This window comes from Myxococcus llanfairpwllgwyngyllgogerychwyrndrobwllllantysiliogogogochensis (genome assembly GCF_006636215.1).
Taxonomy (GTDB): Bacteria; Myxococcota; Myxococcia; order Myxococcales; family Myxococcaceae; genus Myxococcus; species Myxococcus llanfairpwllgwyngyllgogerychwyrndrobwllllantysiliogogogochensis.
On sequence record NZ_VIFM01000080.1, the window covers coordinates 15,820 to 41,135 of the forward strand.

Below are 25,316 nucleotides of genomic sequence, written 5' to 3' on the forward strand. Positions count from 1 at the left end.
CGTCCCACAGGCTCGCTGGGAGGGCTACTTCAGGTAGCCCTTCTGGCGCAGGTTCCGTTCGATTCGCGCGTGCACGTCGCCCGGTTCGAGCGCGAGCGTCGTCCCCGTAATCTGCTCGAAGGCCGCCACGTACTTGGTGGCCAGCTCCACTCGGACGTCATCGGGGATGGGCGGAGGCGTGCCCTGACCGGAGAAGTTCCGCTCGCGGATGAGCCACTGGCGGATGTTCTCCTTGTCCAGCATGCGCTGGTCCTCGCCCTTGGCGAAGCGGGCCTCGTACTCGTCCGCCACCCAGTAGCGACTGGAGTCCGGGGTGTGCATCTCGTCGATGACGTAGAGGTCGTCGCCCACCTTGCCGAACTCGTACTTGGTATCGACGAGGATGAGGCCGCGCGTGCGCGCCCACTTCTGCCCTTCCGCGAACAGGCCGCGCGCCGCCTCGGTGATGCGGGCCCAGTCGCGAGCGCTGGCCAGGCCTCGCGCGAGGATTTCCTTCTCCGAGATGGGCTCGTCGTGCAGCCCGTACTCCGCCTTGGTGGACGGGGTGATGATGGGCTCGGGGAAGGCCGCGTCCTTGCGCATGCCGGTGGGGAAGGGCAGGCCGTAGGCGGTGTGCGTGCCCTTCTCGTAGTCGCGCCACAGGCTGCCGGTGAGGTAGCCGCGGATGACGACTTCCACCGTGAAGGGCTGGCAGGCGCGCGCCACGGTGACGTTGGCGTCCGGCACGTCGAGCACGTGGTTGGGGCAGATGTGCTTCGTGCGCTCGAACCAGAAGGCCGCGAGCCGGTTGAGCACCTCGCCCTTGAAGGGGATGGTGGTCAGCACGTGGTCGAACGCGGAGAGCCGGTCCGTCGTCACCAGGACGAGCGTGTCGCGGCTCCGGTACGTGTCGCGGACCTTGCCGCGGTAGTGCTGGCCGAGCGCCGGCAGATTCGTCTGCTGGAGCGTGTGGGGGAGCTGAGCGTGAAGAGCGGAGGTATTCACTGGCGCCTCGCGGCCCGCCCCTCTGGAAAGTGGGGCACGGCGAGAGAAGGGTGGGCCTGTTGCTGAGGCGCGGGACTCTACTGGAGCGTGGCCGGCATGGAAGCAGGACCGTAAGCCGCCGCCAGGTAGAGGAACGCCGGGTTGACGCGCAGGATGCCGTCCACGTAGGCGACCGCATAAGGCGCCCCGGACGCCCGGTCCACCTGGACCGCGCTCTCCGGATGGATGCCCCAGTGCGCGAGCAGCGTGCGGGCCACCAGCTCCGCGGCTTCTCGCTCGGACAGGCCCTGCAGGCTCTCCCGTCGGTCTTCCGGCCAACGCTCGGCCGCACGGGCTTCCAACACCAGCTCGATGCCCTTGCCCGCGTCCGGCGCCTGGAACAGGTCCATGCGCGAATCGAAGCCTGGTGCGGCGAGCAACTCACCGTGCTGGCTGATGGGGAAGAGCACCAGCGCCTGCGCCGCCTGCCCGGCCTCCAGGTCCGACTGACGGGCCACCTCGCGGAACATCTCGAGGCGCGTCGCGGGGGACTCGAACTCCAGGAACTCTGGCGGATGCGACAGCGCCTGACGGGCACTCATGGTCGCGCGCACGGGCGTGCCCGCACCGCCACAAGCGGTGAGCACGGAGACGAGCGAGAGGAGCAACCCAGGGAGCCAGCGACGCATACGGGCGGGAATATACCGATCTGCTTCAGGATCAACCAGTGAAACTCGGAGGCATGCGTCCTGAGGCGCATCTCGCCTCTGTCCCGCACCTGACGCACTCACAGACACCCTGGATGCGGGGGTCCGCGTCATGGCCCTCTGGTCCTTTTGGACCCGGCCACGTGCTCGGCTCGCGGTGCGGAGCGGCTCGACGTGAGGGGTGACGCGGTGTTGGCGGGCATGGCCGTGACGGAAGGCTCGGCCCGAAGGCTGCGTGTACGTGGCTGGCACCGCATCTCGCACCTGACTCCACGCGATGGAGCGGACGGCGATGCGGGCGAGCGCGGACCCGAGGCGAGGCGGAGCGGTGGCTCACGGCCTTCAAGCGTGGGGTCGCGCGGTGGCGCGGGGCACCTCTCCCTGAGGATTCAATCAGGGAAGAGAAGACCCCGGCGCCGCTGCGAGTACGACGGCGGAGACTTAAGCCGCGTCCTTCTTGTACGTCTCGCCGTGGTGCTTCTCGCACAGGCCGGCCTTGAACGTCTTGATGCGGCAACCGTCCTTGGAGCAGGTGCGGTAGCGCGAGTGGGGCAGGTCGCCCTGGCGCCACTGCTTGAAGTGGAAGAAGCAGTAGCTCTTGGCGCGGTAGGGGCGCTTGCAGCCCTCCACGGTGCAAGCCTTCTTGCCACTGCCCTTGGCGGTGCGGGGCCAGTGGGTGAGCTTCTTCTGGGTCGTCGGGGTGGCCTCGGCCATTGTGGAACCTCTCCTGCGAAACGATGCGGGTACCTCGGCGCCACGAGCACGTGGACCATCCGCCGGGTACGAAAAAGGCGCACTGTCTAGCGCCCATGCCACCCGAACGCAAGGAGACGCCGGAAGACCGGTGTCCGCGAGGGGTGTCAAGGCGCCGGGGCGCCGTCCTCGGAACCCGGGGCGGTCGGCTCGACTTCCGGGGCCGTGGGCGGGAGCGTCTTTGCTCGGGGAACGGGCGACAGCAGGTCGTCCAGCACGGACTGCGCCCGGGTGGGCCGCCGCCCCTGCCGTCGGGAGGCCAGGGTGGGTGCGGGGGGCTGCTCGCTCGGCATCTCCTCCAGGCGGACCTTGAGCCGCATCGGCTTGCCCAGCCGGTGGATGCGCAGCCGCACGTCATGGCCCACGCCCCGGGCGGCCACCTGCCAGCGCAGGGTGTGCGCCCGCCGCACGCGCCGCGTGTCGAGCCCGATGATGACGTCGCCGTGGAGCAGGCCCGCGCGCTCGCCCGGACCGCCCTCCACCACCTCCGTCACCACCACGCCCTGGCCCTGGCCCAGGTTGAAGGCCTCGGCGACCTCGGGCGAGTAGTCCTGCACGCTGATGCCCAGCCAGCCCCGGCGCACGCGCCCGTGGGCCCGCAGCTGCGGAATCACCGTCTTGGCGATGTCGATGGGGATGGCGAAGCCGATGCCCTGGCCCGCCACGTTGACGGCGTTGGCCACCGCCACCACGTCGCCGTGCAGGTCGAGCACGGGGCCTCCGGAGTTGCCCGGGTTGATGGAGGCGTCCATCTGCATGTAGTCGAAGTCGCCGTCGCGCCCGTTGGGCGTCACGTCCGTGCGGCCCATGAAGCTGACAACGCCCACCGTCACGGAGTGGGAGAGGCCGAACGGGTTGCCGATGACGACAATCCAATCCGCCGAGCGCACGTGCGACGCGGACGCAAGCCGCAGCACGGGCAGCTTTCGCGGGGCCTCGATTTTCAGCAGCGCGCAGTCGGTGCGGGAGTCCTCGCCCACCACCTGCGCGACGTACTCCTCGACGTAGCCGCGCGGGTGCATCACCGAGATGACGACCTCCGACGCTCCCTCCACCACGTGAGCGCTGGTGAGGATGTAGCCGTCGGCGTGGATGATGAAGCCGGAGCCAATGCCCTTCTGGGGCTCCTCGCCCGACACCGACGCTTCGTCCGTCAGTTGTCGGGTGGTGATGGAGACCACCGACGGCATCGCCTTGCGAGCCACGTCACTCAGCGTGGCCCGCTGGTTGTCCAGCGAACGGTTCTGGGCTTCGAGCCACAGACGTCCGCGCCCGCGCCCGGCGGCCTGCGCTGGGGTCGCCAGCGCGCACACCAGCGCGGTGAGGATGACGACACTCTTGATGAAAGGCGCCCTGCCCATGCCCCGCCTCCGCCCCGACCGACCGTCCACCACCCACGCAACCTAGGGAGGGGAGACCTGTCGCGGAAGCGGACCTGTCGGCCAGGCTACTTCTTCTGCGCGATGATGCGGTTGACCGCTGCCCGGTCCTCCGCGCTGATGCGCTCGCGCGGGGCGGCGGGCGTCGTGCGGGAGACAGCGCCCTTCGCGTCCTCGTAGGCGTCCTCCAGCCCGTCCTTCATCCGGTCCACGGTGTCCGGCTTCACGGTGCGCTTCCAGGCCCGCTCCATGTGTTGCAAGGGCGTGCGGCCGTCCACCCCTCCCGTCGACAGGAAGATGCCGAGCCCCACCGCGCAGACCGTCCAGACGATGAACTTCAAAGCTCCCATGCTCACAGCCTCCTACGTCTTCTTACATGGAGCGGAGACGGGTGGCCAGTTTCCGACCGCGTGTATGTGATCCGCGCTGACAGGGCGACTCGCGGCACTTAATGTCCGCCGGCTTGCAGCCCGAAGAGCTCTTTCAGGCCGCCCGTGAAAGGGCGGCACAGCTGGACGTGGGGCGTGGAGACGCGGTGGTGGAACGCGTCCGAGCCGCCGCGTCCTCGTTGTTCAGCCGGATTCCCGAGCCGCCGGTGTACCGCCGCGCCGAGGACCCTTCACGCAAGGCGGCGCAGGCGTTGCTGCCGGAGATGGAGAAGGTGTTGGCGGAGGCGCTGGCGGCGGGCAGAGACCCGTCGATGGCGCCCGCGCTGGAGAAGCTGGTGGCCGCGTTGCTCGCGCATGGCGAGGCGCTCTGTCACACGGCGGGCGGGCGGTTGGAGGCGGCCGAGATTGCCTGGCGGCGCGCGCTGGAATTGGAGCGGGCCGCGCATCCCACGCGGCACCTGGTGACGGCGCCTCCGCGTCCTCCGCCGGTGTTCGACAAGACGGGGGGAGGCTCGCGGTATGACCCTCGGCCCGCGCCGCAGGCGAGCGTGAAGCTCCTGTGTCCCAACACCGGCTGCAAGCGGGTGGGGGACTACGCCTTCCTGACGAGCCACGCGTACAACCGCTTCGTGTGCCCGGTGTGCGGCACGCCGTTCCTGGCGTACTTCGGCGAGCTGCGAGGGTTGGAGGTGGAGGTCCGCCGCAGCTCGAAGCGCTACTTCTTCACGGTGGACGAGGTGGGCACCACCAACTCCTCGCGCATCGAGTTCGAGGAAGCAGGCGGGCAGGAGTTCCCCGCCGCGCGCAGGGATTTGCTCGCGTTCCTCTACACGGAGGCGCGGGAGCTGAAGGTCGTGGTGAACCTCACCAACCAGCGGCTCATGTGGGTGAGCCCCGCGTCCTCGTGCTTCGTGGCGACGGTGGCGTTTGGCGAGGGAGCGCCGGAGCTGGTGGCCTTCCGTGCGTACCGCGATGACGTTCTGCGGAAGAGCGCGCTCGGGCGCGGGTTCATCCGGGGCTACTATCGCTGGGGTCCGGACGTGGCGCGGTGGGTGTCGCGGAGACCGGTGGCCCGAAGCGGAGTGCGCTGGGTGTTGAGTCAGGTGCATGACCGCCTGACCAGGAGTGGATTCTCGTGACGCAGGAAGGAATCGGCGCGCCGCCGCCAGCGAGGCCGCCGAGCGGCGGGACGAAGCTGTTCATGGGCCTGATTGCCGGGCTCGGGTTGGCGGGCGTGGTGTATCTGGGCGTGCTGGAGGCCCGGCGTTCGCAGTTGGTTCCGGATGGCGCGGCGACTCCCTCGTTCGAGCTGCAGCGTCACGAGGGCGGCGTGCTGAAGTTGGAGGACCTCCGCGGCCAGGTGGTGATGCTGGACTTCTGGGCGACGTGGTGCCCGCCGTGTCGCGAGGAGATGCCCGCGCTGGTGAAGCTGGCGAAGGAGTACGAGTCCCAGGGACTCGTCTTCCTGGCCGCCAGTCGGGATGACGGGGACATGGCGCCCCAGCTGGTGGACAACTTCATGCGGCGCCACCTGCCCGACTTGAAGCCCTACGTCGTGTACGCCGGGGACGACATGGCGCGGGCCTTCCAGGTCAGCGCGCTGCCGACGCTCTACTTCCTGGACCGCGAGGGCAAGGTGACGGACGCGCAGCGCGGCGCCCTGTCCGAGGACGCCCTGCGCCGTCGCATCGAGCGGGCGCTCAAGCAACAGTAGCAGCGACTCGCGACGGGACACGCCGCCGCGTCGTGGCCGGACCGCACCCATGAGAAGGGCGCCGATGTCCTCGTGGGACAAGGGCGCGTCGTCCCACTTCATGGCCCGACGACGTGCATGAGCAGGGCGCCGATGTCCTCATGGGACAAGGGTGCCTCATCCCGTCTCATGGCCCGACGATGTGCATGAGCAGGGCGCCGATGTCCTCATGGGACAAGGGCGCGTCGTCCCACTTCATGGCCCGACGATGCGCATGAGAAAGGCGCCGATGTCCTCGTTGGACATGGGCGCCTCGGTTCTCGACGGTGACCCGACTACTTCCCGGGTGTCTGTGGCGGCGGCTTGGTGTCCGTAGCAGCAGGCTTCGCCGAGGGAGCAGGTGAGGCCGGAGTCGCCGCCGGCTTGCCATCCGACGCCGGAGGCTTCGCCGTGGGGGCCGCTCCCGGCGCGGGTGTCGTCGCGCCCGTGGGTTTGCCGGCGGGAGCCGCGCCCGGAGTCGCCGGGGCCTGCTTGCCAGCGGGAGGCTGCTGTCCCGCCGGGACGACGGTCTCCCGACCCTCGGTCTCCACTTCGGAGCGCACGAGCTTGAAGTCGACGCGGCGGTTCTTCGCGCGACCCAGCGCGGTGTCGTTGGTGGCGATGGGCCTGTCGAAGCCGAAGCCCTCCGAACTCAGTCGCTTGCGGTCGATGCTCTTGGACACGAGGTACTCGAGCACCGAGCGCGCACGCTTGTCGGACAGGCCCATGTTGAGCTGCCGCGAGCCCCGGTTGTCCGTGTGACCTTCGATGAGCACCGGCCCCAGGGTGGGGTTCTTCCGGAGCACCGTCGCCACCTCGTCCAGCAGCGGATAGGAGCGCTTCTGGATGACTGCGGAGCCCGTCTCGAAGAGCACGTTGCCCTTGATGCGGATGCGGTCCGACTCGACGAAGACGTACGGAGGCGAATCGAACGGGCAGCCGTTGTTCTCCGGCGGGCCGAACTGCTCGGGGCAGTCATCCTCGTTGTCGGGCACTTCGTCGCCGTCCGTGTCCGGGCAGCCGTCGTAGTCCTTGGGGCCGGGCTTGTCCGGGCACTTGTCGAACTCGTCGGTGATGCCGTCGCCGTCGGTGTCCACCTCGGGGCAACCCTTGCGCTCCTTGAGGCCCTTCACGTCGGGGCAGCTGTCCTCGCCGTCCACCACGCCGTCGCCGTCATTGTCCGGGTCGGGGCAGCCGTCGCTGTCCTGGAAGCCGTCCTTGTCCTCGGCCTCGTTGGGGCAGCGGTCCCTCACGTCGGGCACGTTGTCGCCATCGGAGTCCTGGAAGCGCTCGTCGTAGCGCAGCCCGAACATGACGCGCAGGGCCTCGCGCCCGTAGCCGGTGGTGAGGTTGAGGCCCCGGCCCACGTTCAGCTCCAGTCCCCAGTTGCCCCAGATTTTCGCGCGCGCGCCGACGAGCAGCTCCCACGGCGTCTTCAGCGAGTCGGACTGGTCGAAGTTGAAGGGGCGCACCAGCGGCGTGCCCAGGTGCATCTCCGCCGTGGCCTGCACGTCCGTGAAGCGGCCCATGTTTGGCAACTCGCCGATGATGCCGGCGCCGAGCGTCAGCTCGTCGTCCACCAACAGATTCAGGTACTGCGCATGCTTGCGCAGCTTCACACCCGCGTTGCCCACCACGCGGACGGGGATGGGCAGCACGTCGAAGCGCTGCTCCACCGCGAGGCGCGGCGCGAAGACGAAGCCCCGCTCACCCGTGAAGCTGTCCGCGTCACCCGTCGGCGCGCGGACCTCCGCGATGAGCGACAGGCCCACGGGGAACTTCTCGCGGTCCAGCAGATGGATGCGCGGCACCAGTCGGATGTCGCCCAGCGTCGTGCGGCTCACCCCGGCGGCGCCCGGGAAGTCCGGCGCGTCCAGCGCATCTCTCAAGAGGTTGAAGTTGTCGCCCTGGAGGAGCGTGAAGGGCAGGTCGATGCCCAGCTCCAATCGCTCATGGAGCTGGTAGGCGAAGAGCAGGTGGGCGTCGAGCCGGTACGGCAGCAGGTCGCCCAGCTTCTCGTCACCCAGCTTCAGGGCGAGGATGCGCCAGTTGAAGTCGAACAGCAGCGCGCCGCGGAAGCTGCCGACGGGCTCGCTATTGCTCGTGCCCTCCAGCGCGATGCCGCTGTTCTGCGCGGGCGTGGGCTTGACGGGAACGGCGTCGAAGCCTCGGGAGAAAGGGTCGTGTTCCGCGTGGACCGCCGCCGAGGCCAGGAGCAGGCCCATCAGGACGAATCGGACGGCGGAGCCGCTCAGGGGCCGCCACCGTGGAGAGTGGCCGGAGCTGGTGCCTCGCATGATGGCAGCTCATACCATCCGGTCCCGAGGGGCGGAAACAAATGACCCACCCCTCGGGGCAAAATACAGCCCTGCGCTACTTCTCCATGAAGGACTGCGCGGGAATGACGGTGATGGCGTCCGGGCTCACGGGGAGCTTGTAGGGGACGATGACCTTGTCCAGCGCCAGCAGCTCCTCGGACTTGTCGGACGCGTAGGTGATGGGCGAGGGCTGGCCGGTGCGCAGGGCGTCGGCGAGCTTCTCCGCGTCCTGGGTGACGAAGGCGAAGTTGAGGCCCGTGGGGTGGAGCCGGCGGCGCAGCACCTCCTGCACGGACTGAGGCGTCATCTTCGTGAGCGCCTGGCGGTACTGCTCCAGGAAGTCAGGCGTGCCGTAGAACAGCGAGTCGATGGCGTAGCCCAGCCGGCGCGGGTCCGTCTGCTCCCAGAGGCGCGAGTAGCCCTGGAGGAAGCCGCGCATCAAGTCGAAGCGCTCCTGCGCGATGGGCTCCTTGACGAGCTGGTCCATGAAGTACACAGCGCCGCGCGTGGCGAACATCGCGTTGCCGGGTTCCACCGGGCGAATCCACAGCGTGAGGTCCTGCTGGGTGCGCGCGATGTTGGTGCGGTTGTAGGTGGTGCCCGGGTCCTCGATGAAGTGCTCGGCGTAGGCGTAGTCGCCGTAGTTGAGGCCGCGCTTCTCTCGCAGCTCGTTGAAGAGCAGGCCGATGGACTGACGGTGCTCGCCCAGGTGCGTGAGCGCGAAGGCCAGCGGGAAGAAGTCGGGGTCGCCTCGGCGCACCGGGTTGACGTAGCCCATGCTGACGGCGGTGGAGAGTGTCTGCTTCTGGATGATGACGGCGCGGCCCGCGGTGGTGGGCAGGGTGGGCAGCGTCACGCGAGGCGCGCCCGTGGCGGGCAGGGTGCCCAGGCGCGAGAGCAGAGACTGCTTCAGCGCGTCGTCCACCGCGCCGGCGAGGCCGACGACGAGCCGGTCCTGCGTGAAGACGCGCTGGGCGTGGGCCTTCACGTCCTCCAGGGTGATGGACTTGAGGCCCTGCACGGTGCCGCCGGTGTAGTGCGCGTAGGGGTGGTCCTTGTAGATGAGCGCATCGAGCGCGACCTTGCCGAGCCCCTCGTCATTGGCGCTGCGCAGGCCGTTCTCCACGTCGCTGACGGCGTTGGCGCGCAGGCGCTCCAGCTCGGAAGTGTCCAGGCGGGGCGCGAGCAGCACGTCGGTGAAGATGTCGAGGTAGCGCGGCAGGAAGTCCTTGTGGACGCGGCCGGAGAAGGTGGTGAACTCCTTGTCCGTGGAGGCCTCCAGCTCGGCGGCCATGGGGAAGAGCGCCTCGAGCAACTGCGCGGAGGTGAGCTTCCGCGTGCCGCCCTCGGCCATCAGCGAGGCGGTGAGCGCGGTGAGGCCTTCCTTGCCCTTCGGGTCATCGATGGAGCCCGTGTGGAAGACGAGCCGGAAGGTGATGATGGGCGTGTCCGGGCGAGCGAGGACCACCAGCTCCAGCGGCTTGGGCTGCTTCAAGGGGACGGCGGGCACTTCCTTCGGGGCCGCCGGGGTCTTCTCGGCGGCGGAAGGTGTGGCCGGAGTCTCCGTCGTGGCGGGAGGGGTCGTCTCGGGCGCGGGCTTCGGCGTGGTGGCGCAGCCGACGAGGGACAAGAGGGCGGTGAGGGACAGCAGGGCCTTGGCGTTCATCACTTCGTCCCTCCGGCGGCATCGACCTTGGGGGTGAGGCTGAGCTGGGTGAGGTTGGTGGCCTTGAGGTAGCGCTTGGTGAAGTCGGACAGCTGCGCGGGCGTCACCTTGGCCAGATTGGCGAGCTGGCGCTGGAATCCATCCGGAGTGCCGAGGATGCCGGCGTACCAGCCGAGCTGGATGCCCACCTCGCGCGGCGTCTGCAGGGCCATCAGGGCGCCGTAGCGCGCGTTGTCCTGGATGGCCTTGACGCGGGCGGCGTCGACCTTGCCGGCGGCGAGCCTGCTGACCTCCTGGAGCAGGGCCAGGCGCACGCGCTCACGGTCCTTCTCGTCCTTGAGGGTGGCGGTGAGGGTGAAGAGGTGCGGGTCGCGGTGCTCGGAGTAGTCGCTGCCAATGGCCTCGACGAGCTGCTTCTCGAGGACGAGCTGCTTGTAGGCGGGGCTGGTGGGGCCGACGAGGTAGGCCACGAGCACCGTCTGCAGGGCGGAGTCGGCGGTGTTGGCGGACGCGGCGGGCGTGTGCCACGCGAGCACCTGGCGCGGCTGGGTGGGCTGCGGCCAGTCGACGTGGGCGGTGCGCGGCTGCGTCTGCGCGGGCTCGGTGGGGACGGTGATGGTGGACGTCTTGCGGTTCCACGGGCCGTAGTGCTCGCGCACGAGCTTCATCACCTGCGCGTCATCGAAGTCGCCGACGATGAAGAGCATGGCGTTGTCGGGGGTGTACCAGCGCTCGAAGAAGTCGCGGCTGTACTGGTAGGCCTCCGGCATGGCCTTGATGTCGTCGTAGAAGCCGAGCGTGGTGTGGCGGTACGTGTGCTTCGTGAAGGCCGCGGCGTTGAGCGTCTCCTCCATCTTGAGGTACGGGGCCGCGGCGTTCTTGTGGTACTCGCCGAGCACCGCGAGCGCCTCGGTGCGGAAGGATGGCTCGGAGTACTCGAGGTTGCGGAAGCGGTCCGCCTCGATGTCGATGAGCTGGGGCAGGCCCGCCGTCGGTCCGTACGAGTAGTAGAGGGTGATGTCGTCGGTGGTGAAGGCGTTGTCGTCGAAGCCGAACGTGCCGAGGATGCGCTCGCGCTCGCCTTCGGGGTGACGCTTCGTCCCCTTGAACATCATGTGCTCGAAGAAGTGGGCGAAGCCCGTCTTGCCGGCCTCGACCTCGTTGCGCGAGCCGACACGCACGACGGTGACGTACGCGACGATTCCCTGGGACGGGTAGGGCACGCGCACGACGGTGAGGCCGTTGGGCAGCTTGTCCGTCTGGAGGGTGTAGGGGAAGGACTGGGTGGCGGCGCTCTTCTGCGCCAGCGCGGGGAGCGCGGTGCCCAGCACGAGCAGGAGGAGGGGAAGCAGTCGTCTCATTCGGGGTCCTCGTAGCCGCTGGGGAGCGCGAGGGCTGTCCGAGCGGGGAGGCGACCCTACGACGGTGAAGCCGGAGGGGAAGCGACTTCCAGGCTGAGTGTCCGCCTTCGTGCGAGAAGGTGAGGTGGTGGACGCTCAGGAGGATTGACGGGGCGCCGTCAGCGGTTAATGTGAGGAAGACGCGGTCGAAGCGGTGGCCGCAAGAGCAGCAGGCAGTCAGTCAACACCCCGGGGGCGACCCGGTTTCGACGGGGGCATAGAAGTTCGAGACGCGTGCCGAGCTTGTCAGGTAGCTCGTAAATCCAACCCGGCAAAGACACAAAAGCCAACGACAACGTTGAGCTCGCGCTGGCTGCCTAAAAACAGCTGTTAGTGCGCGGTCCCCCAGCTCTCGGCCCGTGGGGTTGGGATCGACCGTCATAATGCGGGCTGGCTGCCAAGGGTGCCTGGGCCCGAGGTGGCGAGACCTTTCCAGGACCGGCTTCAGGAATCCCGTCCGTGGGAGTCTTGAGGACGTAGCAAATCGCGGACTACGCACGTAGGGTCGAAGGACCGAAGGCTTTCGGACGAGGGTTCGATTCCCTCCGCCTCCACTCGTAAGTGGGCAGCATCATTGGTGATTCTCCTGAGCGTAACAGTGGCGTAACAGCTACTGCGCTCCCCCGAGGGGGGAACCCCTCGGGGAAGGGGAGGGTGAGGAGGGCGACCTGCTCGCAGAGCGTCTCCCACGGCGGGCTCGTGTAGACGTCCATCATGTCGTCGGCCGACTCAGGCGGCCCGTGGGTTACCCACCGGAGCAACCCCTTGTCGGCACCGCAGGCTCGCGCCAGCGTGATGAAGGTTCGCCGCCAGTCGTGCTGACGACGGCGACGGAGACCGAGAGCCTCTAGGTCTTCCTGGAGCCGCTTGTACTCCGATGACGAACTCATGAACCCTCCACGCACGGCTGGAACGATGAGGTCGTCGGGGCCGGGCGGCCGGCCGTACTCGCGCTCCCAGCCCGCTGCGAGCCATGCGTCCAGAATCTTCGCGAGCATGGGGTGGACGGGGACTTCGCGCACGACGCCTGTCTTCGTCGCGGGCTCCTCGGTCTTCGTTTTCACCACGTACCTGGTGGCCACCATCAGCTTGCCGAGGGGCTCAAGGTCTCGCTCCCAGTCGCGCACCCTCCGGGGCGTCAGCTCATTGATGCGGACGCCCGCGAGCTGCTCGACCGCGTAGATGACGCGGCGGCGCTCTGGGATTTCAGGGGCTGTCAGGAGGCGGACCACTTCCTTTCCGGCAAAGACCGCCTTGCCCCTCCACGCCGGATTCTTGTCGCGCTTCTTCGGGAGTTCCTTCCTCTTCGTAGAGAGGACGCAAGGCGTCTCGCTGATGAGTTCCTGCCGAATGGCATCGGCGAACATCACCCGGAGCACGCCGTAGACGTGGAGCACAGTTCGGGGGGCGTACTTCGGGCGCCCCTGGTCGTCCTTCTTGGCCTGCATGGCCCGGATGACCGCCAGGATGTGACGAGGGCGAACCTCGGAGAGCACCATGTCCTTGAGCATTGGGAGGGCATGTCCCAGTCGCGTCTCGTCAGAGTCCGTCGACGCGACCGCTCGAGCGCGCCGTTCCTCAAGCCACCGCTCCGTGTATTTGCCGACCGTCACCGAGCCCGTAACGGAGTCGGTCAGGCCGCTCTCGGCTTCGGCGCTGCGCTGTCGTTCCTCTCTGCGAATCTTCTTCTCAATCGTGTCGAGGAATCGACGTGCAACCTTTGAGTCCTTGCTCTTGGACGACTTGAAGCGGCGGACGCCGCGAGCGTCGTAGAACCAGACCCACAGAAAGGGTGAGTCCGTGCGCGTGTAGACCTCGCCCATCAGCCCACCCGCCCAAGTGCAGCCTCAGCCATTCGCTCGATTTCGGCGTCCGAGACGGCTGGCGACTCCTGACGGGCCATGACAGCCAGGAGCTGGCTCTTGCTGATGCGGACCGTTCGGCCCTCTCCATGGCGCGCAATCAGCCCCTCCCGCATCCATCGTTTGATGGTCGTCTCGCTGACCCTCACCATGACCGCAGCCTCGGCAGTCGTAAGGAGGTCGCCAGTGGCGCCGACCGCCGTCAGTTCCTCCCGGATGATTCTTCGGATGGCTTCCAACTCAACCTCTGTCATCGACTTCCCCCGCTCGGGACCCTGGTGCACCGCTCGAAGAACAAACCGCAGCGACGCCATGACGCGCCGCCGCTCTGCCCGAGGACTGTGTCGGTACTTGCGACACGGTCCGAGCCCATGTGGAGCAATTCGGAGGCCACGCCATGCGCTGCGGCGCAGCCACGACCGTTGGTCGTATGGCTATGCACGCTGCGCGCGGAACGCGCCCACAGACACGCGGACATGCATCCACGTTTAGAGACTGCGCTCGTGCGCGCGAAAGCAGCGCCCCACCGGCGGACAACACCGTGCACACCGGCAGGGCTCATGAGGGCGGGGGCCGCCGCCCAAGCTGCACTGAGGGTGACTGTCAGGGTGCCGGAGTTCGGTCTTGGCGCCACGAGGAGACCCCCAGAAACAACAAAGTGGCGCCCCGTCGGCGGACCTTAACAAACGCCGACGGGGCACCGGAGGGGCCGTGTCCCAGCGCTACCTGGGTGCACGGGCCTTTTCTGGTGGCGACAAACACGCGCGAATGCGCCTGGAGTCGCCGAATCTCTGTGGGAGCAACGCGCTGGTTAAGGTCACTGCTTCAGCGGGCTGCGTGGTGCGTCGAAAACTGGGAAAATGGGTAGCACGCCGCGAGCAGGCGTGCAAGCTCCTAGCGCATAAACGCGCGAGCGGGCTCCTTCTCCTTCCCCACTGGGCGGTAGCACTTGCCCTTGTGCTCGTACATCTTCTCGCCGCAGGGTGGCGCCCTGTCGGTGCCGACCCAGCATCCGCCGTTAATCTTCACCTCAGCTTGGTCCTCGTCGCAGTTCCGCGTCTTCTGGTCGGGGAATGGACGGGGCGGGAGGTCCAATGCGAGCCGGACAGGTGCCATCGACACCGGCACCATCCATCCGGCTGGCACGCCGCCGCTCCACTCCGGCGTTGGACTGGGGGTCGGGGGCAGCTCCGGTGGAGGAACGAAATACGACCCGGCCAGCACCGCCCCCACCAGTGCGAGGGCCACGGTTGCTGCCGTCCCTGAGTTTCGCCACGCGCGCCGCAGCGACCGACGCGCCCGCCGAATGAACGGTCGGGAGCGCAGCACCGGTCCGCGACGCTCGGGCGGCGCACGCAGGTGCGCCATCGTGTCGGCCAAGTGAGAGCGCGTAGCCGCCGCCTGGAACATCGCCTTACTCAAGCTCAAGGTACCCTCGACGCAACGTGCAACGTCCGCGTCCGAGGCGCCGGCAGGTGACTGGGCCAGCCGCATGCTCAGCCGTGGCGCGCTGGCTCCGGACGCGGGGTGCGCAGAGATAACCATCTCCACCCCCACGTCCGGTGCCAGGTGCCGCTGCTGTGCCGTCAACTCCAACTCCAGCGAGAGAGAGCCGGAGACTGGGTGGCGCACTTGGTAGAGCCGCCCGAACAAGACGCCCCGATACCTGCGGATGATGATGCCCAGCTGCTGCCGCGTCGTCCTCGAAACACGATTGATGGTGCGCGGCCCTCCCTGGCTCCCACCACCACCTCCGCGCGGAACCTCCGACGTACCACCGCGCCAGATATTCTCGGCCTCTCTCACGCTCGACTCCTGCCCGGCTGGCCGGGAGGGAGCCCGGCATACGTCCCGAATAGTACGAGGAGGCCTGACAGGGCGAGATTCTTTCCCAAGGGCATCGGGGGCGAGCACGTAAAGACGTGCTTCTTAGTCGTACACGACGCCATCCTGGGTCGTGTCGACCTCCGCAGGTTCTTCCGATGCCACTTCGTCATCCGGTGAAGGAAGCAAATGCAGTTGCCCAGTCGCGACGAAGCATTCTGTCATCGGCACTCTAAGTTTTTCGCGTTCACGACTGGTGAGGGACTTGAGGTGCTCGACAAGTTGCGCAAAATATACTTGCGCATCAATCAGCGCTTCGAGGCCGTCAAGGAGGGTTCTCATTTCCGCCGTCGCCTTCCGGATCGTCGCCCGGGCGGCGCGTGCATCTCCCATTTGCGCAGACGCCATTGCTGACTTCAGCCCTATCTGGAAGGCCGCTCCCGCGAGCGAAGTCCCCTCCATCATCCTCAGCGACTCGCTCAATCGCTTGCACTGCTGCCGAACCTCAGTGGGGCGGAATCTGGGTTGCGTTTGGGCATTGGCTGCCATCGAGAGCAGCAAGAACAGGATGAGGAGCGGACGGGTCGTCATGCGTCAAGCGTAGGCTCGACCAGTCGGGTCTTGGCAATCTGGATGGTAGGCCTGGGGCGCCGGGTGGGACACCACCGACCCTGCTGGTGCGCCGGAGTGAAGAGCTATCCACGAGCGACGAACCTGGCGCCGTCGAGGTGGACCCGCGTCGAGTCCGGCGCGGACTCCACAATCACAGCGCCCGTGGGCTCGATTCGGATGCGAGCGAACCCGTTGGCCGCTGCGGTTACGCAGCGGATGTTGGCGGACGGGCGATAGCCCGCAGGCACGTAGAAGGCAATGCCACCGATGGTCCCGCTGCGGATTGCGCCCTCAAGAGCCACCTCCTCACCCAGTCCCTTCAAGTACATCGCGGCCCGCTCGGGTGCTCCGAAGTTCGTCCAGCCTGTACCTCCTGCGGCGAACATCGGACCGGTAACGGGCGTCGGCCGCTCCGACACGAGCGAGAGAGGGGCGAAGATGACTGAATCAACAGTCAGCGGTCGGCCGGCCCCAACGGAAGAAAAGAGCGAGATGACGACCCTTGCGTACCTGGCGCCGGCCGGTGCTTCTGCGGATCCGCTGTACCGGGCGTAGCTGCCTGCTGGTGGCGAAACCTGGATAACCGTGGACTCAGCGAGGAGCGCCTGGGCTGAGTCTAGCCACCGGATAGACGCGCCGAAGACCGTCACCGTCGTGGCTGCTTTCGCATAGAGATCGACCCCGTACCGATTCGATTCACGCACTGCCATGAGCTGCGACCGAATGGCGGGCGATGAGGTCGACACGGCCAGCAACCGCACGGCTCTTGCACCCGTGAGGGCGTCGCTCACCACGGACGCGTCAGTGCCCCAGGTGCCGACGTCCATGAGCCACGTGTCGGGTAGGCCTGATGCAGTCGTGAGCGCCTCGAAATCCCCATTGGGAGGGAGCACCGAGACGTTGACGTACGGCTGGAGGTCCAGGGGCGTCACAAACCTCGGCGCGAGTGTCACCTCCGCCGATGCCGTCCCGACGTTGCCCCTGGCGTCCCGTCCGCGCACCCGTGCGTAGTAGCTGGCGCCAGGCGCGAGCCCCGCCACGTCAAAGCGCGTGGTGCTGGAGAGCCCGCGGAACGTCGAACTGCTCGGCGCGAAGCCGGACGTGCTGGAGAGGTGCAGCTCGAAGGCATCCCATGCTGGGCCCGAGGCGGCCGGCGTGAAGGCCACCGAACTGCCGTTGACGGTGTTGGTCACCACCATGCTGGACGGTGCGTCGGGCCCAGTGAAGGGCGCTGCCTTCCCGATGCCCGGAATCGCCTCTCTCTTGAGCCATGCGACGCGCGACGTGCTCGGCCGCCCGCGCAACACCAGTTTCGTCTCAGCTTTCTTGGCTGAGACGACATGCTCGATGCTCTGCACCGCGAGTTGCTGCGGCTCATCGAAGTTGATGTAGTCGGGCCAGAGTTGGAGAAAGTCTCCGAGTTCCAGGTGCCACCAGAGCGGGACAGTGACGCTCAACTCCAGGGCGGACTCCGACATGTCGTTGATGAAGGCGCGTGCCAACCGGCGAGCCTCGGCCTCCGTGTTTATGTTGCTGGTCGAGGCCTCTACGATTTCGGACCAGCGTTCTCCGTACTCGGCGATGCTCACGGAGTTCACCTCGGTGAGCATCTTCCTCTTTGCGTTCCCCGCGGAGTCCCTGTCGTTTGAGTCCGGGTACACGACCCGGACCGAGTTGCGGATGTCCGTGAGCCGGCGCGTTATCCCGTCGACGTCCCCGTACGCCTCGGGGCCGAACCACCACACGGGCGTGGTGGTAGTGCGCTCGGGCGGCGCGAGAGTGAAGGCGAAGCCGTGCCCGACGCGCCAGCGGAGCCGCAGGTCCCATCCGAGCTGCCCGGCCAGGTCCTGGAGCGCGTCCATGACTGGCATCTTCTCCTGCTTGTAGCGCCCGAGCTGCCACATCGGGTCCACCGGGGTGACGGGCCCGAAGTCCCCGAGCCCTTCGGCGCTAAGAATCTGGTTCATCACGACCTGGACGGCCACGCCCACTGTGTCGGCGCCGTACGCCCGCTCCTCCTTGATGTTCACATCCTGGAGCAGTCCGGTCATATCCCTGCAGGTAAGTGTGATGACGTCGCCCGCGCCGGCGACGTCCTCGATGCGGCCGAAGAAGCACTCGCGCCACGCGCCTGCCGCGCGGCTCAGTCCGAGCGGAACCGTCATCACATCAATTCGGATGTGCCGGCCTTCGCGGAGCAACGGGTCGTAGAGGACGCCCGAGCCGTTGGCGGGGCTCGACACCACCTGTGGGGCAATGCTCATGCCGCCGCAGTAGCGCCGGAGGTTGACGGTCGCGGTCCCCACGGGCGCGTCGAGCGTCGCCGTCCACGTGGCATCCAGCAGCCAGTCATGGCCGTGTACGGACGAGAGGTCCACGTCGATGTTGTCGCTCCCGCGCAGTCGCACGCGGAGCCACGTCGAGTAGCCCGCGGCGGACACCATCAACGCGAATTCATCCTGGGAAAGCGGTCGCACTGGTCAGCCCTCTCGCAACTCGAAGTCGAACGCCTCATGCGCCAGGAACTGGCCGGCCTCGGTCCACAACTCCATGGCCGTCCCGTCGCCGGCCTGCCCGAGCATGAGGACTGGCTCGTGGACTCCCGTGCCCGCCACGCGGTGAAACGGCAGCGGGCCAAACGGAACGTTGGAGGTCGCCCACGTGGGCAGCCACGACGTGGGCACCCGGTACGGCAACACCACGAGGTCGTCGTACGACACCTCGCCAACACCGTCAGCGTGGCAGCCCATCTCGAGGTACGCCTCAGTCACGGCCACGACGATGGAGTAGTCGGTCAAGACGTCCACCGTGGTCCACAGCACGCCATCGCGGTAGACCTCTTCGGTCGCCAAATCGATGACCAGGTGAGTCCAGGCGCCACTGCCAAGCTCGGGACCACGCACCCAGAAGGCCAGGGTGGTGCGCCAGAGGGTTTCAGTTCCCTGCACGAGCGGCCAGCGGACACGGCCTCCTGGAGCACAACGCATGCGTCCCGCGCCGTACTTCGCGCCTCCCAACTGCCCGCCCGCGCTGCCTGTGATGAGGGAGGGCACGATGCCCGTGCTGGATGCCATGCCGGCGTCGAACGACCAGGAGTGGCCCCGGCCATCGACGAGGTCTCTCATCGCCAGCGCCTCCTCGAGGAGCAGGGGCATGGTGCTGCCCGAGAGCGTCCACCTCCGGCCACGCACGCCTGAGCGGAGTTGCCCCGCGAAGCTGCGGCTCACCTCGCCGAGCAGCTCCCGCCGATACTGAAGGGGGCTGCCCGCGTCGAGCGGGATAGGGATGCCAGACAAAGAGAGGAACGCCATGTGCTCAGCCCCCGTACCGGGATGACTTGGAGATGCGGCGACCGGAGTCGGCCAGCTTCGTCATTGCATCGACACGTCTGACGAATCGCACGGCGCGCTCCACTCCCTCGTCCGCGTCGATGGTGTTGATTGCGAGGTTGTACGTGGGACCCTTGAGGGCTTGAACCGGTGCGCTCGTCTTGGGGATGTACTCGCCGCCACGGCGCCCGCCCATGTACTCCGGCTCTCTCGACCGGCCCTCGCGGCGCTCGCGCAGAGCGTCCGGGAGCGCCATGAAGTCGAGAAACCACTGAGGAATCTCTCGGTCCGCGTTGCCCCCACCGGTGCCGGACCCGGGCGCTGCTGGCGTTCCCGGACCGTCCGCAGCGTCCTGCACCTGGAAGCGGCGGTAGGCCACCTTCCAGGCCGCTGGGACGTTTGTGAGGGCCTCCGTCATCTTCTCAAGCGCAGTGGTCCCGCGCAGCACCTCGGCCGTTTGCCGAGCCTGCGCGTCCGCGGACTCCCACGTGGTGTCTTTCAAGTCCTCCAGCGACTTACCCATCTCGTCCGTGTTGACCTTCATCCCCTCAAGGCTGTTCGCGAGGTTCTTCAGCGCCTTGATGCCCATCCACTCGATGGCCTTGGAAATCTGCCGGAGGACCCACTGGATGGCCTTCACGATGGCGTTCCAGACGTCGCCGAGCATGATGGCGATTTCGAGGATGATGATGCCCACGAACTTCAGGATGCCAAACAGTGCCTCCATGACTGGGCCGGCGAGCTTCGAGAGCGGGTCCAGCACAGACATGAATGACTTGGCGACAGCTTCCAGCAGCGGCGCCAGCCCCTGGAGAATCTTCCCGACCATGACGAGCGGCGGGACGATGGGCTCTATCGCCTCATTCAGCATCTCGAAGACGGGCGTGAGCACCGAGAAGACGGCGTCGATAATCAGCTTGATGGCGCCGAGGAGCGGCCCGACGGGTTCCAGAATGGTCCCCAGCGCATCGGCCACCGTCTGGATGACGCCGTTCAACATGGTGATGACGTCAGCGAAGCCCTTGGACTGCATGAGCAACTCCGCGAAACCGGCGATGACCGCTCCGTAGACGCCGCCCGCCTCGAACCCCTGGGCCGCCGCGTTGATGATGGCGCCGAGCTGCCCCAGCCCACCGACGACCTTGTCCACCAGGGCCTGCCGAGCCTGCTCCATGGCGTCCTTGATGCGCTGTGCCTCCTCGCGCATCCCCCGCATCGCCTCCGCGAAGCGTGACGACTCGTCTCGTTCTGCAGCGAGAGCCTCGGCGGCGGCCTCCTCGTTGGCCTTCCGGGTCATGTCCGCGAGGTCCTTCACGAACTTGGCCCATTCCTTATCGGCCTCCGCCATCTCCTTCTGACGGGACTCCGAGTAGCGCATGTCGACGTCGCCGTCGGAGAGCTTCGGCATGTCGAGGAGCTTGGCGAAGAGGTCCTTGAGTCCCAGCGCCCCGGAGTCCTCGACGGCCTGCTTCAAACCTTCCCAGCTCTTGTTGGCCCCGTAAGTGATGAACTCCTTGCCCTCCTTCCAACCGACGGCGAACGCGTCGGTGATGCTCGCCTTGAGCTTGGAGCTGGCATCACCGACGGCCTTGAAGGCATCCCCTCCCACGTCCTTGCCCATCTGGACCAGGTCGGCCGCTGAGGTCGACTCGGCCGCCTTGAGGACGCGCGCGAGCGTGTGCATGTTCGCGCCCTTCGCGAGCTTCCCGAGCAGCTTGGAGGCTTGCTGGATGAGCCACGCGACGGTGCGAAGCGACTGATAGACGATGGCTCCGATGACCGTCGCGAGCCCCTCGAAGAGCCCCGTGAGGATGTTCCAAATCTTCTGGGCCATGGTGCCGATGGCCTGGAGAATGCCCATCACGGAGTCCTTGAGACCCGTACTCGTGTCCTTCCACGCGCCGTACAGGGAGCCTGCGAGGAGGGCGAGTCCCGCGACAGCTATGGCGATGGCTGCAACAGGAGCGGCGAAATACGCGAAGTAGGCCGCAGTGAAGCGGATGCCATGGGCGACGTCGACCAGGGCGGACTTGAGCCCGCCCATGCCCTTCGCCGCGGAGCTGGCGCCGTTGCTGATGTTCGTCATGAGCGCGGCGGGCTGCATGTCAGCGAGCTTCCGAAGCGCTACGGCCGCCGAGGAGAACCCCGAAGCGACGCCCGCGACTGTGGCGGACGTGTTGAGGGCCGTCAGCACCTTCACCATGAGGCCCATGGCCTTCGCCCCAGCCTCGACGGCGCCGGCGAGCTTGCCCGTCGCACCAACGGCGAGCCCCGCGCCAGCGACCCACAGGGCGACGTTGGCAGCGGCGCGCTTCGTCTCGGGGCTCAAGCGCTGGAAGGTGGCCACCAGCTTGAACAGGTACTCAGAGAGCTTCCCCACTGCGGGAGCGAAGAGGTCCCCGATGTCGCTCGCGAGGGTGTAGAGCAGGTCGGTCAGCTCGGTGACCGTCGCCTTCAGGTCCTCGTTCGACTGGACGGCCGCCGCGACAGCAGCGCCGATGCCGGCAGCGACGACGGCACCCAGCGCGCCAATGGGCTCGGCCGCCTCCTTCACGGCCTTGGCCGCGTCCTCGGCTCCCTTGACCAGTTCGCCCAGCGACTTGAGCGCCTGGCCTACCGATGCCGTCGCGATGATGTAGAGGTCGCCTGCCTTGAGTCCGCCGCTCATGCGCGCTCCTGGAGCGGACCAGGGGCATTTCTTGCCCCTGGTCCTTGCTCACCTAGAAGGGGTGGCGCGCTTGCCAGACGGAGAGGAGTCGGGAGGCTTCCCGACGCGGTAGATGATGGTCTTGGACTCTGACTTCGAGCGCCCTTTCCGTGCGGCTGGGGGCGGTGGTGCCTGCTTGGCCTCCTCGGCCTCAAGCGCCATGTCCGCGACAACTCCGAGCAGGTCCTCCTCAGGCCATTCGCGGACCGCGCTCGGTGGCTGATTCATCACGCGGGCAACCCGCAGGAGAAGCCTCTCCCGTGGGTTGCTCAGGAGTTTCCCTTCACCTCCTCAAAGCTCGGCGTGAACGCCTGCGCGACGTCCTTGGCGATGTCCTCGGCCCAGGGCGCGGAGCAGACGGCGTCGACGTCCGCGTTGTCCGTCGGGTCGAACACCCGCTCGGTCGCCTCCGGGTTGTAGATGACGGCTGCCGCCATCCGCGCGATGGACCGCAGCGCGCCCCCGACACCGATGGGCTTCTCGTCCTCGCCAATCTCTCCCGCCGCCCTCGCGGCGCTCATGACGGCGATGCGCTCGGTGTGAGTCGGGCGGCACAGCGTGACCGTCTCCTCGCCGAGCGACACCGTCTTGATGACCTTTCGCTTCGCGTTCTTCAACCGCTCCTTCAGCGACATGTTGGTGGCTCCTTCCTGCGTGTGATTGCTGCCTAGAAGTCGACGGGCTTGCCCTGGCCGACGAGGGTCGCGGAGATGGTGAGGACGTCCGACGCGGAGCGCCCCTCCTCGTAGCTCGACACCTTGACGGGGTAGCGGACGCCGACGGCGCCCGGGTCGGCTTCCGCGTCCTTGACGATGGCCAAGTAGCCCGTCGCGCTCGTGTCGAAGAGGGTCTTGAGGAGCGCGTGAGTCGCAGAGCCCACCATCAAGTGGCCCGAGAGGGGAATCTCGAATCCCTTCAGCGTGACGGCCGTGCGCTTCCAGCCGTCTCCGCCGAGGTAGTTCCCGTCGACGGTGTCGGCCGACATGTTGACGGGGGCTTCGCTGATGCCGTCCAGCCTGTTCGCCTCGGCAGGGGCCGTCGCCGCGGTGGCGAGCAGGTGGATGGCCTGGACATACGCAACGGTTGCTTCCGGCATTGGTGCTGCTCCTTGAAGCCCGCTCAGCGAGCGGGGAATTGACTCTTGAGGAAGTCCGCCAGCGCCTTCGCGACGCCCTTGCGCCCGGCACCTCGCGTCTTGCGGAAGGAGCGCTTCAGCCAGTGCGAGGGCGGGTTGAAAATCTGGTCCCCGTAGTGGAAGCCCTCGTGAATGGGGCCCGCTGACGGATGCTCGTACCCCGCCGTCCAAGACACGGAGAGCCGCTTGTCGAGGCGGTGTTCCGGCCCGGAGATGAAGCTGGTGTCCGCCAGAGACGGCTGACTCCAGTCGCGCTCGGCGTCATCGCCCCGGGGGACAAGAAATGACGCGATGGTGTGGGTGTCTCGGACGGTTCTCCACAGGGGGACGTCGAGCGCGCGGAGTACCGCCTTTGGCTGTCTCGTCAGCCGGTGCAGCTCGGACGCCTTGAACTTCACCTTGACTGGCATGTCCCCGTAGAAGGGGCGACGACTACGCGACGTACCTGGCGGCGACGTTGAACGAGTAGCGCGGCCGGCCGCTCCCGTCTTGCGGCTGGGCCACGGGGCCCGCGCCCTCGCACCGCACGTCGACGTAGCCCGGCACTCGCGCCAGGTGCAGCGCGCTCCAGCACGCCACCGCCAGCTCGCGCGCCGCCTCGGTGCGGTTGGGCAGGCCGCGCACCACCACCTGGACGTCAGCCGCGAGGAGCCCGCGGCGAGTGCCCAGGTACAGGCTCTGCTCGCCACCCGTGTCTCGCACCGCGACCATCAGGTCCGGCGTCTTCGTCGGCACCTGGCCCCAGTACAGCGTCGGCGGCGAGCTGGTGGTGGACAGGCCCAGGCCCGCGCCCTCCAGGTACAGCGCCAGCTCGCGCTCCACGTGCTTGGGCGTCACAGGTAGACCTCGTAATGGTCCACGGCACCGGACAGGCCGCGCCGCGCAATGACGCGCAAGGGCTCTCGCCCCGCGCTGTCGTCGTCCGGGTCCGCGTCTGGCGGGTACACCCTGTCCTCGGTGCGCACCGCGACGCTGGTGAACACCAGGAACTCGGAGACGCGCTCGCTCCCGTCGGCCGTGACGAGCCGCTTCGTGTCGCCCTCGCACCGGCAGCGGTGCGGCTCCGGCTCCGAGTACTCGCTCTCCCCGCCCGCGTTGGTGGAGAGGTGCCGCGCCAGGTGGAGCGTCTGGCGGAAGGTGTGGCCCATGAGCGTCATCGTGGCCTCCGGTATGGGGCCAGGAGCTGGCGCGCGGTGGACGGCAGTGCCGTGCGCCCGCCGTCCTCGCCCGCGAAGTAGGACATGCTCGTCGCGCCGATGGCTTCGCTGGCGACGTCGCCCGGCTTCCCGTCGCGGCTCACCGTGGCCACCACCACCTCGACGGCGGCGAGCTGGATGGACGCCGGCAGGTCCACCACCAGGGACTCCTCGAGGACGTGTTGCCCCGGCGTCACCCAGCCCGCGTCGTAGGTGACGAGCAGCTCGCCTGTGTCCCGGGCCTCCAGTGGCGTCGGCGACACGCCCTGCGTCCACTCCCCGGTGAAGGGCCAGGGCGGCCCACGGGCCAGGAGGCGTCCCAGCGTGGGCGACTCCAGCGCGTAGGTGCCGGCGTCGCGCTCCTCGCCGCGCACCTCCACGCGGTGTACCTGCCTCACGGCCCCACTGCGCAGCCAGAGGTAGACGCCTCCGCGCCCCACCGCCGTCTCGATGACTCCAAGACGGCGGTGCAGCGGATAGCCCACGTAGCGGGCCACGGCCTCGCTCACCGCGGTGATGATGAGCCCCAGCCGCGCCGGCTCCATCGCGCTGCGCGCGGCTTCGGGGAGCTGCTCGGGCACCAGCAAGTCGACGAGCGAGGCCATGGTGTCGACTCAGACGGGCAGCGTCTGGCCACCGCCGAAGATGACGGTGGAGGACGAGAGCACCGTGGGCGCGGTTCCCCCGGTGAAGGCTACCGTCTCCACGACGCGGATGCGGTCGTGCCCGTCCGGGCAGACCTCCTGCAGGTCCACGTCCAGCTCGGCGACGCTGCCGGCCGCCGCGACAGCCAGAGCTACCGTGTCGCCGTCCCTGTCCTTGGCGTCCGCCCAGGTGGTTCCGTCGGCGCTCGTCTGGAGCTTGTACGTCGCCGAGAAGCTGGTGGGCGTGCCCGCAGTGGCGCCCGTCACCGCGCACAGGACGAGGCTGCGGAAGGTGCCGAAGGTGAAGACGGCGCCGTTGCGGGATCCGGCAGCCTGGGCGGCCGGCGCGTGAGAGAGATTGGCCGCGTGGATGTACGCGCCAACGTTGTTGCGAGTCGGGTGCATGGGTTTCTCCGTGAGGGGTTGAGGCAGGAGGGAATCAATCGCCGTAGGTGACGCCCGTCAGGAAGGCGAAGGACTCGCGGTGGCGCAGCGCCCAGTCCCCGTTCCACACCGCGCGCAGCGTCATCTGGTCCGACTCGAAGTCGCCCGACGCCTCGCCCACGGTGGTCGCCATGGCGGACGCCTCGCCGTACCAGAGCTGCGACGCGAGGCCGAAGCCGATGTGCCCCTTCCCGTACATCGACTCCGTGGCGAGCACGGGGAAGCCGTTGAGCTTCGGCGACTCCAGGTCCTGGAG

General features: G+C 67.8%; 23 protein-coding genes, 1 other RNA gene and 1 pseudogene. 4 read left to right on the forward strand and 21 right to left on the reverse strand.

Translation table 11 applies throughout. The features are described 5' to 3' along the window. Window positions 1–24: 24 nt before the first annotated feature. The 5 genes from FJV41_RS20745 to FJV41_RS20765 form a co-directional block, all read right to left on the reverse strand. Complete coding sequence (locus tag FJV41_RS20745) at window positions 25–984, reverse strand: phosphoribosylaminoimidazolesuccinocarboxamide synthase (protein ID WP_141644251.1); 960 nt, start codon at window positions 982–984, stop codon at window positions 25–27. 77 nt (window positions 985–1,061) lie between these two features. Beyond that, a complete protein-coding gene (locus FJV41_RS20750) occupies window positions 1,062–1,652 on the reverse strand; it encodes a hypothetical protein (protein WP_141644252.1) in 591 nt (196 codons plus the stop codon). A 459-nt stretch (window positions 1,653–2,111) separates the two neighbouring features. Continuing rightward, on the reverse strand, window positions 2,112–2,384 hold the full coding sequence (locus FJV41_RS20755) for a vegetative protein (protein WP_141644253.1): 273 nt from the start codon (window positions 2,382–2,384) through the stop codon (window positions 2,112–2,114). A 146-nt stretch (window positions 2,385–2,530) separates the two neighbouring features. Further along, on the reverse strand, window positions 2,531–3,784 hold the full coding sequence (locus FJV41_RS20760; RefSeq protein WP_141644254.1) for a S1C family serine protease: 1,254 nt from the start codon (window positions 3,782–3,784) through the stop codon (window positions 2,531–2,533). A gap of 86 nt (window positions 3,785–3,870) precedes the next feature. After that, a complete protein-coding gene (locus tag FJV41_RS20765; RefSeq protein WP_181790805.1) occupies window positions 3,871–4,158 on the reverse strand; it encodes a hypothetical protein in 288 nt (95 codons plus the stop codon). A gap of 95 nt (window positions 4,159–4,253) precedes the next feature. Here FJV41_RS20765 and FJV41_RS20770 point away from each other — a divergent pair, with 95 nt between their 5' ends. Both FJV41_RS20770 and FJV41_RS20775 read left to right on the forward strand, forming a co-directional pair. Further along, window positions 4,254–5,330 (forward strand): BRcat domain-containing protein, encoded by a 1,077-nt coding sequence (locus tag FJV41_RS20770; protein WP_141644256.1) that lies wholly within the window; start codon window positions 4,254–4,256, stop codon window positions 5,328–5,330. Between the two features lie 62 nt (window positions 5,331–5,392). Beyond that, complete coding sequence (locus FJV41_RS20775; RefSeq protein ID WP_141644275.1) at window positions 5,393–5,905, forward strand: TlpA family protein disulfide reductase; 513 nt, start codon at window positions 5,393–5,395, stop codon at window positions 5,903–5,905. Between the two features lie 314 nt (window positions 5,906–6,219). Here FJV41_RS20775 and FJV41_RS20780 read toward each other — a convergent pair whose 3' ends face one another. The 3 genes from FJV41_RS20780 to FJV41_RS20790 form a co-directional block, all read right to left on the reverse strand. Beyond that, complete coding sequence (locus FJV41_RS20780; protein ID WP_246137318.1) at window positions 6,220–8,220, reverse strand: OmpA family protein; 2,001 nt, start codon at window positions 8,218–8,220, stop codon at window positions 6,220–6,222. A 76-nt stretch (window positions 8,221–8,296) separates the two neighbouring features. Then, window positions 8,297–9,907, reverse strand: coding sequence for a M16 family metallopeptidase (locus FJV41_RS20785; protein WP_141644257.1), 1,611 nt, complete (start codon window positions 9,905–9,907; stop codon window positions 8,297–8,299). After that, on the reverse strand, window positions 9,907–11,268 hold the full coding sequence (locus tag FJV41_RS20790; RefSeq protein WP_141644258.1) for a M16 family metallopeptidase: 1,362 nt from the start codon (window positions 11,266–11,268) through the stop codon (window positions 9,907–9,909). Before FJV41_RS20790 ends, FJV41_RS20785 begins: the two co-directional genes overlap by 1 nt. Before the next feature lie 230 nt (window positions 11,269–11,498). Between FJV41_RS20790 and ssrA the strand changes: the two genes are divergently transcribed. Both ssrA and FJV41_RS20800 read left to right on the forward strand, forming a co-directional pair. Beyond that, window positions 11,499–11,864, forward strand: a transfer-messenger RNA (tmRNA) gene (gene ssrA / locus FJV41_RS20795). Between the two features lie 444 nt (window positions 11,865–12,308). Next, entirely contained in the window at window positions 12,309–13,031 is a 723-nt protein-coding gene (locus FJV41_RS20800; RefSeq protein WP_141644259.1) for a hypothetical protein, read from the forward strand. A gap of 98 nt (window positions 13,032–13,129) precedes the next feature. Here the strand turns inward: FJV41_RS20800 and FJV41_RS20805 are convergent, their stop codons facing one another. The 13 genes and pseudogenes from FJV41_RS20805 to FJV41_RS20865 form a co-directional block, all read right to left on the reverse strand. Next, window positions 13,130–13,483, reverse strand: a complete 354-nt coding sequence (locus FJV41_RS20805; RefSeq protein WP_141644260.1) for a helix-turn-helix domain-containing protein — start codon at window positions 13,481–13,483, stop codon at window positions 13,130–13,132. 1,615 nt (window positions 13,484–15,098) lie between these two features. Then, window positions 15,099–15,584, reverse strand: coding sequence for a hypothetical protein (locus tag FJV41_RS20810; protein WP_141644261.1), 486 nt, complete (start codon window positions 15,582–15,584; stop codon window positions 15,099–15,101). A gap of 104 nt (window positions 15,585–15,688) precedes the next feature. Next, window positions 15,689–18,049 carry a phage tail protein gene (locus FJV41_RS20815; protein WP_181790807.1) on the reverse strand — a complete coding sequence of 787 codons (2,361 nt, stop codon included), beginning with the start codon at window positions 18,047–18,049 and terminating at the stop codon, window positions 15,689–15,691. A 36-nt stretch (window positions 18,050–18,085) separates the two neighbouring features. Next, window positions 18,086–18,916, reverse strand: coding sequence for a hypothetical protein (locus FJV41_RS20820; protein ID WP_141644263.1), 831 nt, complete (start codon window positions 18,914–18,916; stop codon window positions 18,086–18,088). A gap of 4 nt (window positions 18,917–18,920) precedes the next feature. Beyond that, window positions 18,921–21,602 carry a phage tail tape measure protein gene (locus FJV41_RS20825; protein ID WP_141644264.1) on the reverse strand — a complete coding sequence of 894 codons (2,682 nt, stop codon included), beginning with the start codon at window positions 21,600–21,602 and terminating at the stop codon, window positions 18,921–18,923. A 308-nt stretch (window positions 21,603–21,910) separates the two neighbouring features. Continuing rightward, complete coding sequence (locus tag FJV41_RS20830) at window positions 21,911–22,276, reverse strand: phage tail protein (RefSeq protein WP_141644265.1); 366 nt, start codon at window positions 22,274–22,276, stop codon at window positions 21,911–21,913. Window positions 22,277–22,308: 32 nt separating this feature from the next. Then, a complete protein-coding gene (locus FJV41_RS20835; protein ID WP_141644266.1) occupies window positions 22,309–22,737 on the reverse strand; it encodes a phage tail tube protein in 429 nt (142 codons plus the stop codon). Window positions 22,738–22,760: 23 nt separating this feature from the next. Beyond that, window positions 22,761–23,186, reverse strand: a complete 426-nt coding sequence (locus tag FJV41_RS20840) for a hypothetical protein (protein ID WP_141644267.1) — start codon at window positions 23,184–23,186, stop codon at window positions 22,761–22,763. A gap of 22 nt (window positions 23,187–23,208) precedes the next feature. Further along, the gene (locus tag FJV41_RS20845; protein ID WP_141644268.1) at window positions 23,209–23,613 is read right to left on the reverse strand and encodes a minor capsid protein; all 405 of its coding nucleotides are present in this window, start codon (window positions 23,611–23,613) and stop codon (window positions 23,209–23,211) included. After that, on the reverse strand, window positions 23,610–23,933 hold the full coding sequence (locus FJV41_RS20850; protein WP_141644269.1) for a hypothetical protein: 324 nt from the start codon (window positions 23,931–23,933) through the stop codon (window positions 23,610–23,612). Before FJV41_RS20850 ends, FJV41_RS20845 begins: the two co-directional genes overlap by 4 nt. Continuing rightward, a complete protein-coding gene (locus FJV41_RS20855) occupies window positions 23,930–24,577 on the reverse strand; it encodes a hypothetical protein (RefSeq protein ID WP_141644270.1) in 648 nt (215 codons plus the stop codon). Before FJV41_RS20855 ends, FJV41_RS20850 begins: the two co-directional genes overlap by 4 nt. 9 nt (window positions 24,578–24,586) lie before the next feature. Further along, window positions 24,587–25,021 carry a hypothetical protein gene (locus tag FJV41_RS20860; RefSeq protein WP_141644271.1) on the reverse strand — a complete coding sequence of 145 codons (435 nt, stop codon included), beginning with the start codon at window positions 25,019–25,021 and terminating at the stop codon, window positions 24,587–24,589. Between the two features lie 34 nt (window positions 25,022–25,055). After that, window positions 25,056–25,316 (reverse strand): annotated as a pseudogene (locus FJV41_RS20865) (phage major capsid protein); the annotation flags it as partial.

Excerpts from the sequence above, each read along its gene's own strand:
- FJV41_RS20750 (WP_141644252.1), bottom strand. The coding sequence starts at position 1,652 with ATGCGTCGCTGGCTCCCTGGGTTGCTCCTCTCGCTCGTCTCCGTGCTC.
- FJV41_RS20755 (WP_141644253.1), bottom strand. The coding sequence starts at position 2,384 with ATGGCCGAGGCCACCCCGACGACCCAGAAGAAGCTCACCCACTGGCCC.
- FJV41_RS20760 (WP_141644254.1), bottom strand. The coding sequence starts at position 3,784 with ATGGGCAGGGCGCCTTTCATCAAGAGTGTCGTCATCCTCACCGCGCTG.
- FJV41_RS20770 (WP_141644256.1), top strand. The coding sequence starts at position 4,254 with ATGTCCGCCGGCTTGCAGCCCGAAGAGCTCTTTCAGGCCGCCCGTGAA.
- FJV41_RS20775 (WP_141644275.1), top strand. The coding sequence starts at position 5,393 with ATGGGCCTGATTGCCGGGCTCGGGTTGGCGGGCGTGGTGTATCTGGGC.
- FJV41_RS20780 (WP_246137318.1), bottom strand. The coding sequence starts at position 8,220 with ATGCGAGGCACCAGCTCCGGCCACTCTCCACGGTGGCGGCCCCTGAGC.
- FJV41_RS20785 (WP_141644257.1), bottom strand. The coding sequence starts at position 9,907 with ATGAACGCCAAGGCCCTGCTGTCCCTCACCGCCCTCTTGTCCCTCGTC.
- FJV41_RS20790 (WP_141644258.1), bottom strand. The coding sequence starts at position 11,268 with ATGAGACGACTGCTTCCCCTCCTCCTGCTCGTGCTGGGCACCGCGCTC.
- FJV41_RS20805 (WP_141644260.1), bottom strand. The coding sequence starts at position 13,483 with ATGGCGTCGCTGCGGTTTGTTCTTCGAGCGGTGCACCAGGGTCCCGAG.
- FJV41_RS20810 (WP_141644261.1), bottom strand. The coding sequence starts at position 15,584 with ATGACGACCCGTCCGCTCCTCATCCTGTTCTTGCTGCTCTCGATGGCA.
- FJV41_RS20815 (WP_181790807.1), bottom strand. The coding sequence starts at position 18,049 with ATGGTGTCCGCCGCGGGCTACTCGACGTGGCTCCGCGTGCGACTGCGC.
- FJV41_RS20820 (WP_141644263.1), bottom strand. The coding sequence starts at position 18,916 with ATGGCGTTCCTCTCTTTGTCTGGCATCCCTATCCCGCTCGACGCGGGC.
- FJV41_RS20825 (WP_141644264.1), bottom strand. The coding sequence starts at position 21,602 with ATGAGCGGCGGACTCAAGGCAGGCGACCTCTACATCATCGCGACGGCA.
- FJV41_RS20830 (WP_141644265.1), bottom strand. The coding sequence starts at position 22,276 with ATGTCGCTGAAGGAGCGGTTGAAGAACGCGAAGCGAAAGGTCATCAAG.
- FJV41_RS20835 (WP_141644266.1), bottom strand. The coding sequence starts at position 22,737 with ATGCCGGAAGCAACCGTTGCGTATGTCCAGGCCATCCACCTGCTCGCC.
- FJV41_RS20840 (WP_141644267.1), bottom strand. The coding sequence starts at position 23,186 with ATGCCAGTCAAGGTGAAGTTCAAGGCGTCCGAGCTGCACCGGCTGACG.
- FJV41_RS20850 (WP_141644269.1), bottom strand. The coding sequence starts at position 23,933 with ATGACGCTCATGGGCCACACCTTCCGCCAGACGCTCCACCTGGCGCGG.
- FJV41_RS20855 (WP_141644270.1), bottom strand. The coding sequence starts at position 24,577 with ATGGCCTCGCTCGTCGACTTGCTGGTGCCCGAGCAGCTCCCCGAAGCC.
- FJV41_RS20860 (WP_141644271.1), bottom strand. The coding sequence starts at position 25,021 with ATGCACCCGACTCGCAACAACGTTGGCGCGTACATCCACGCGGCCAAT.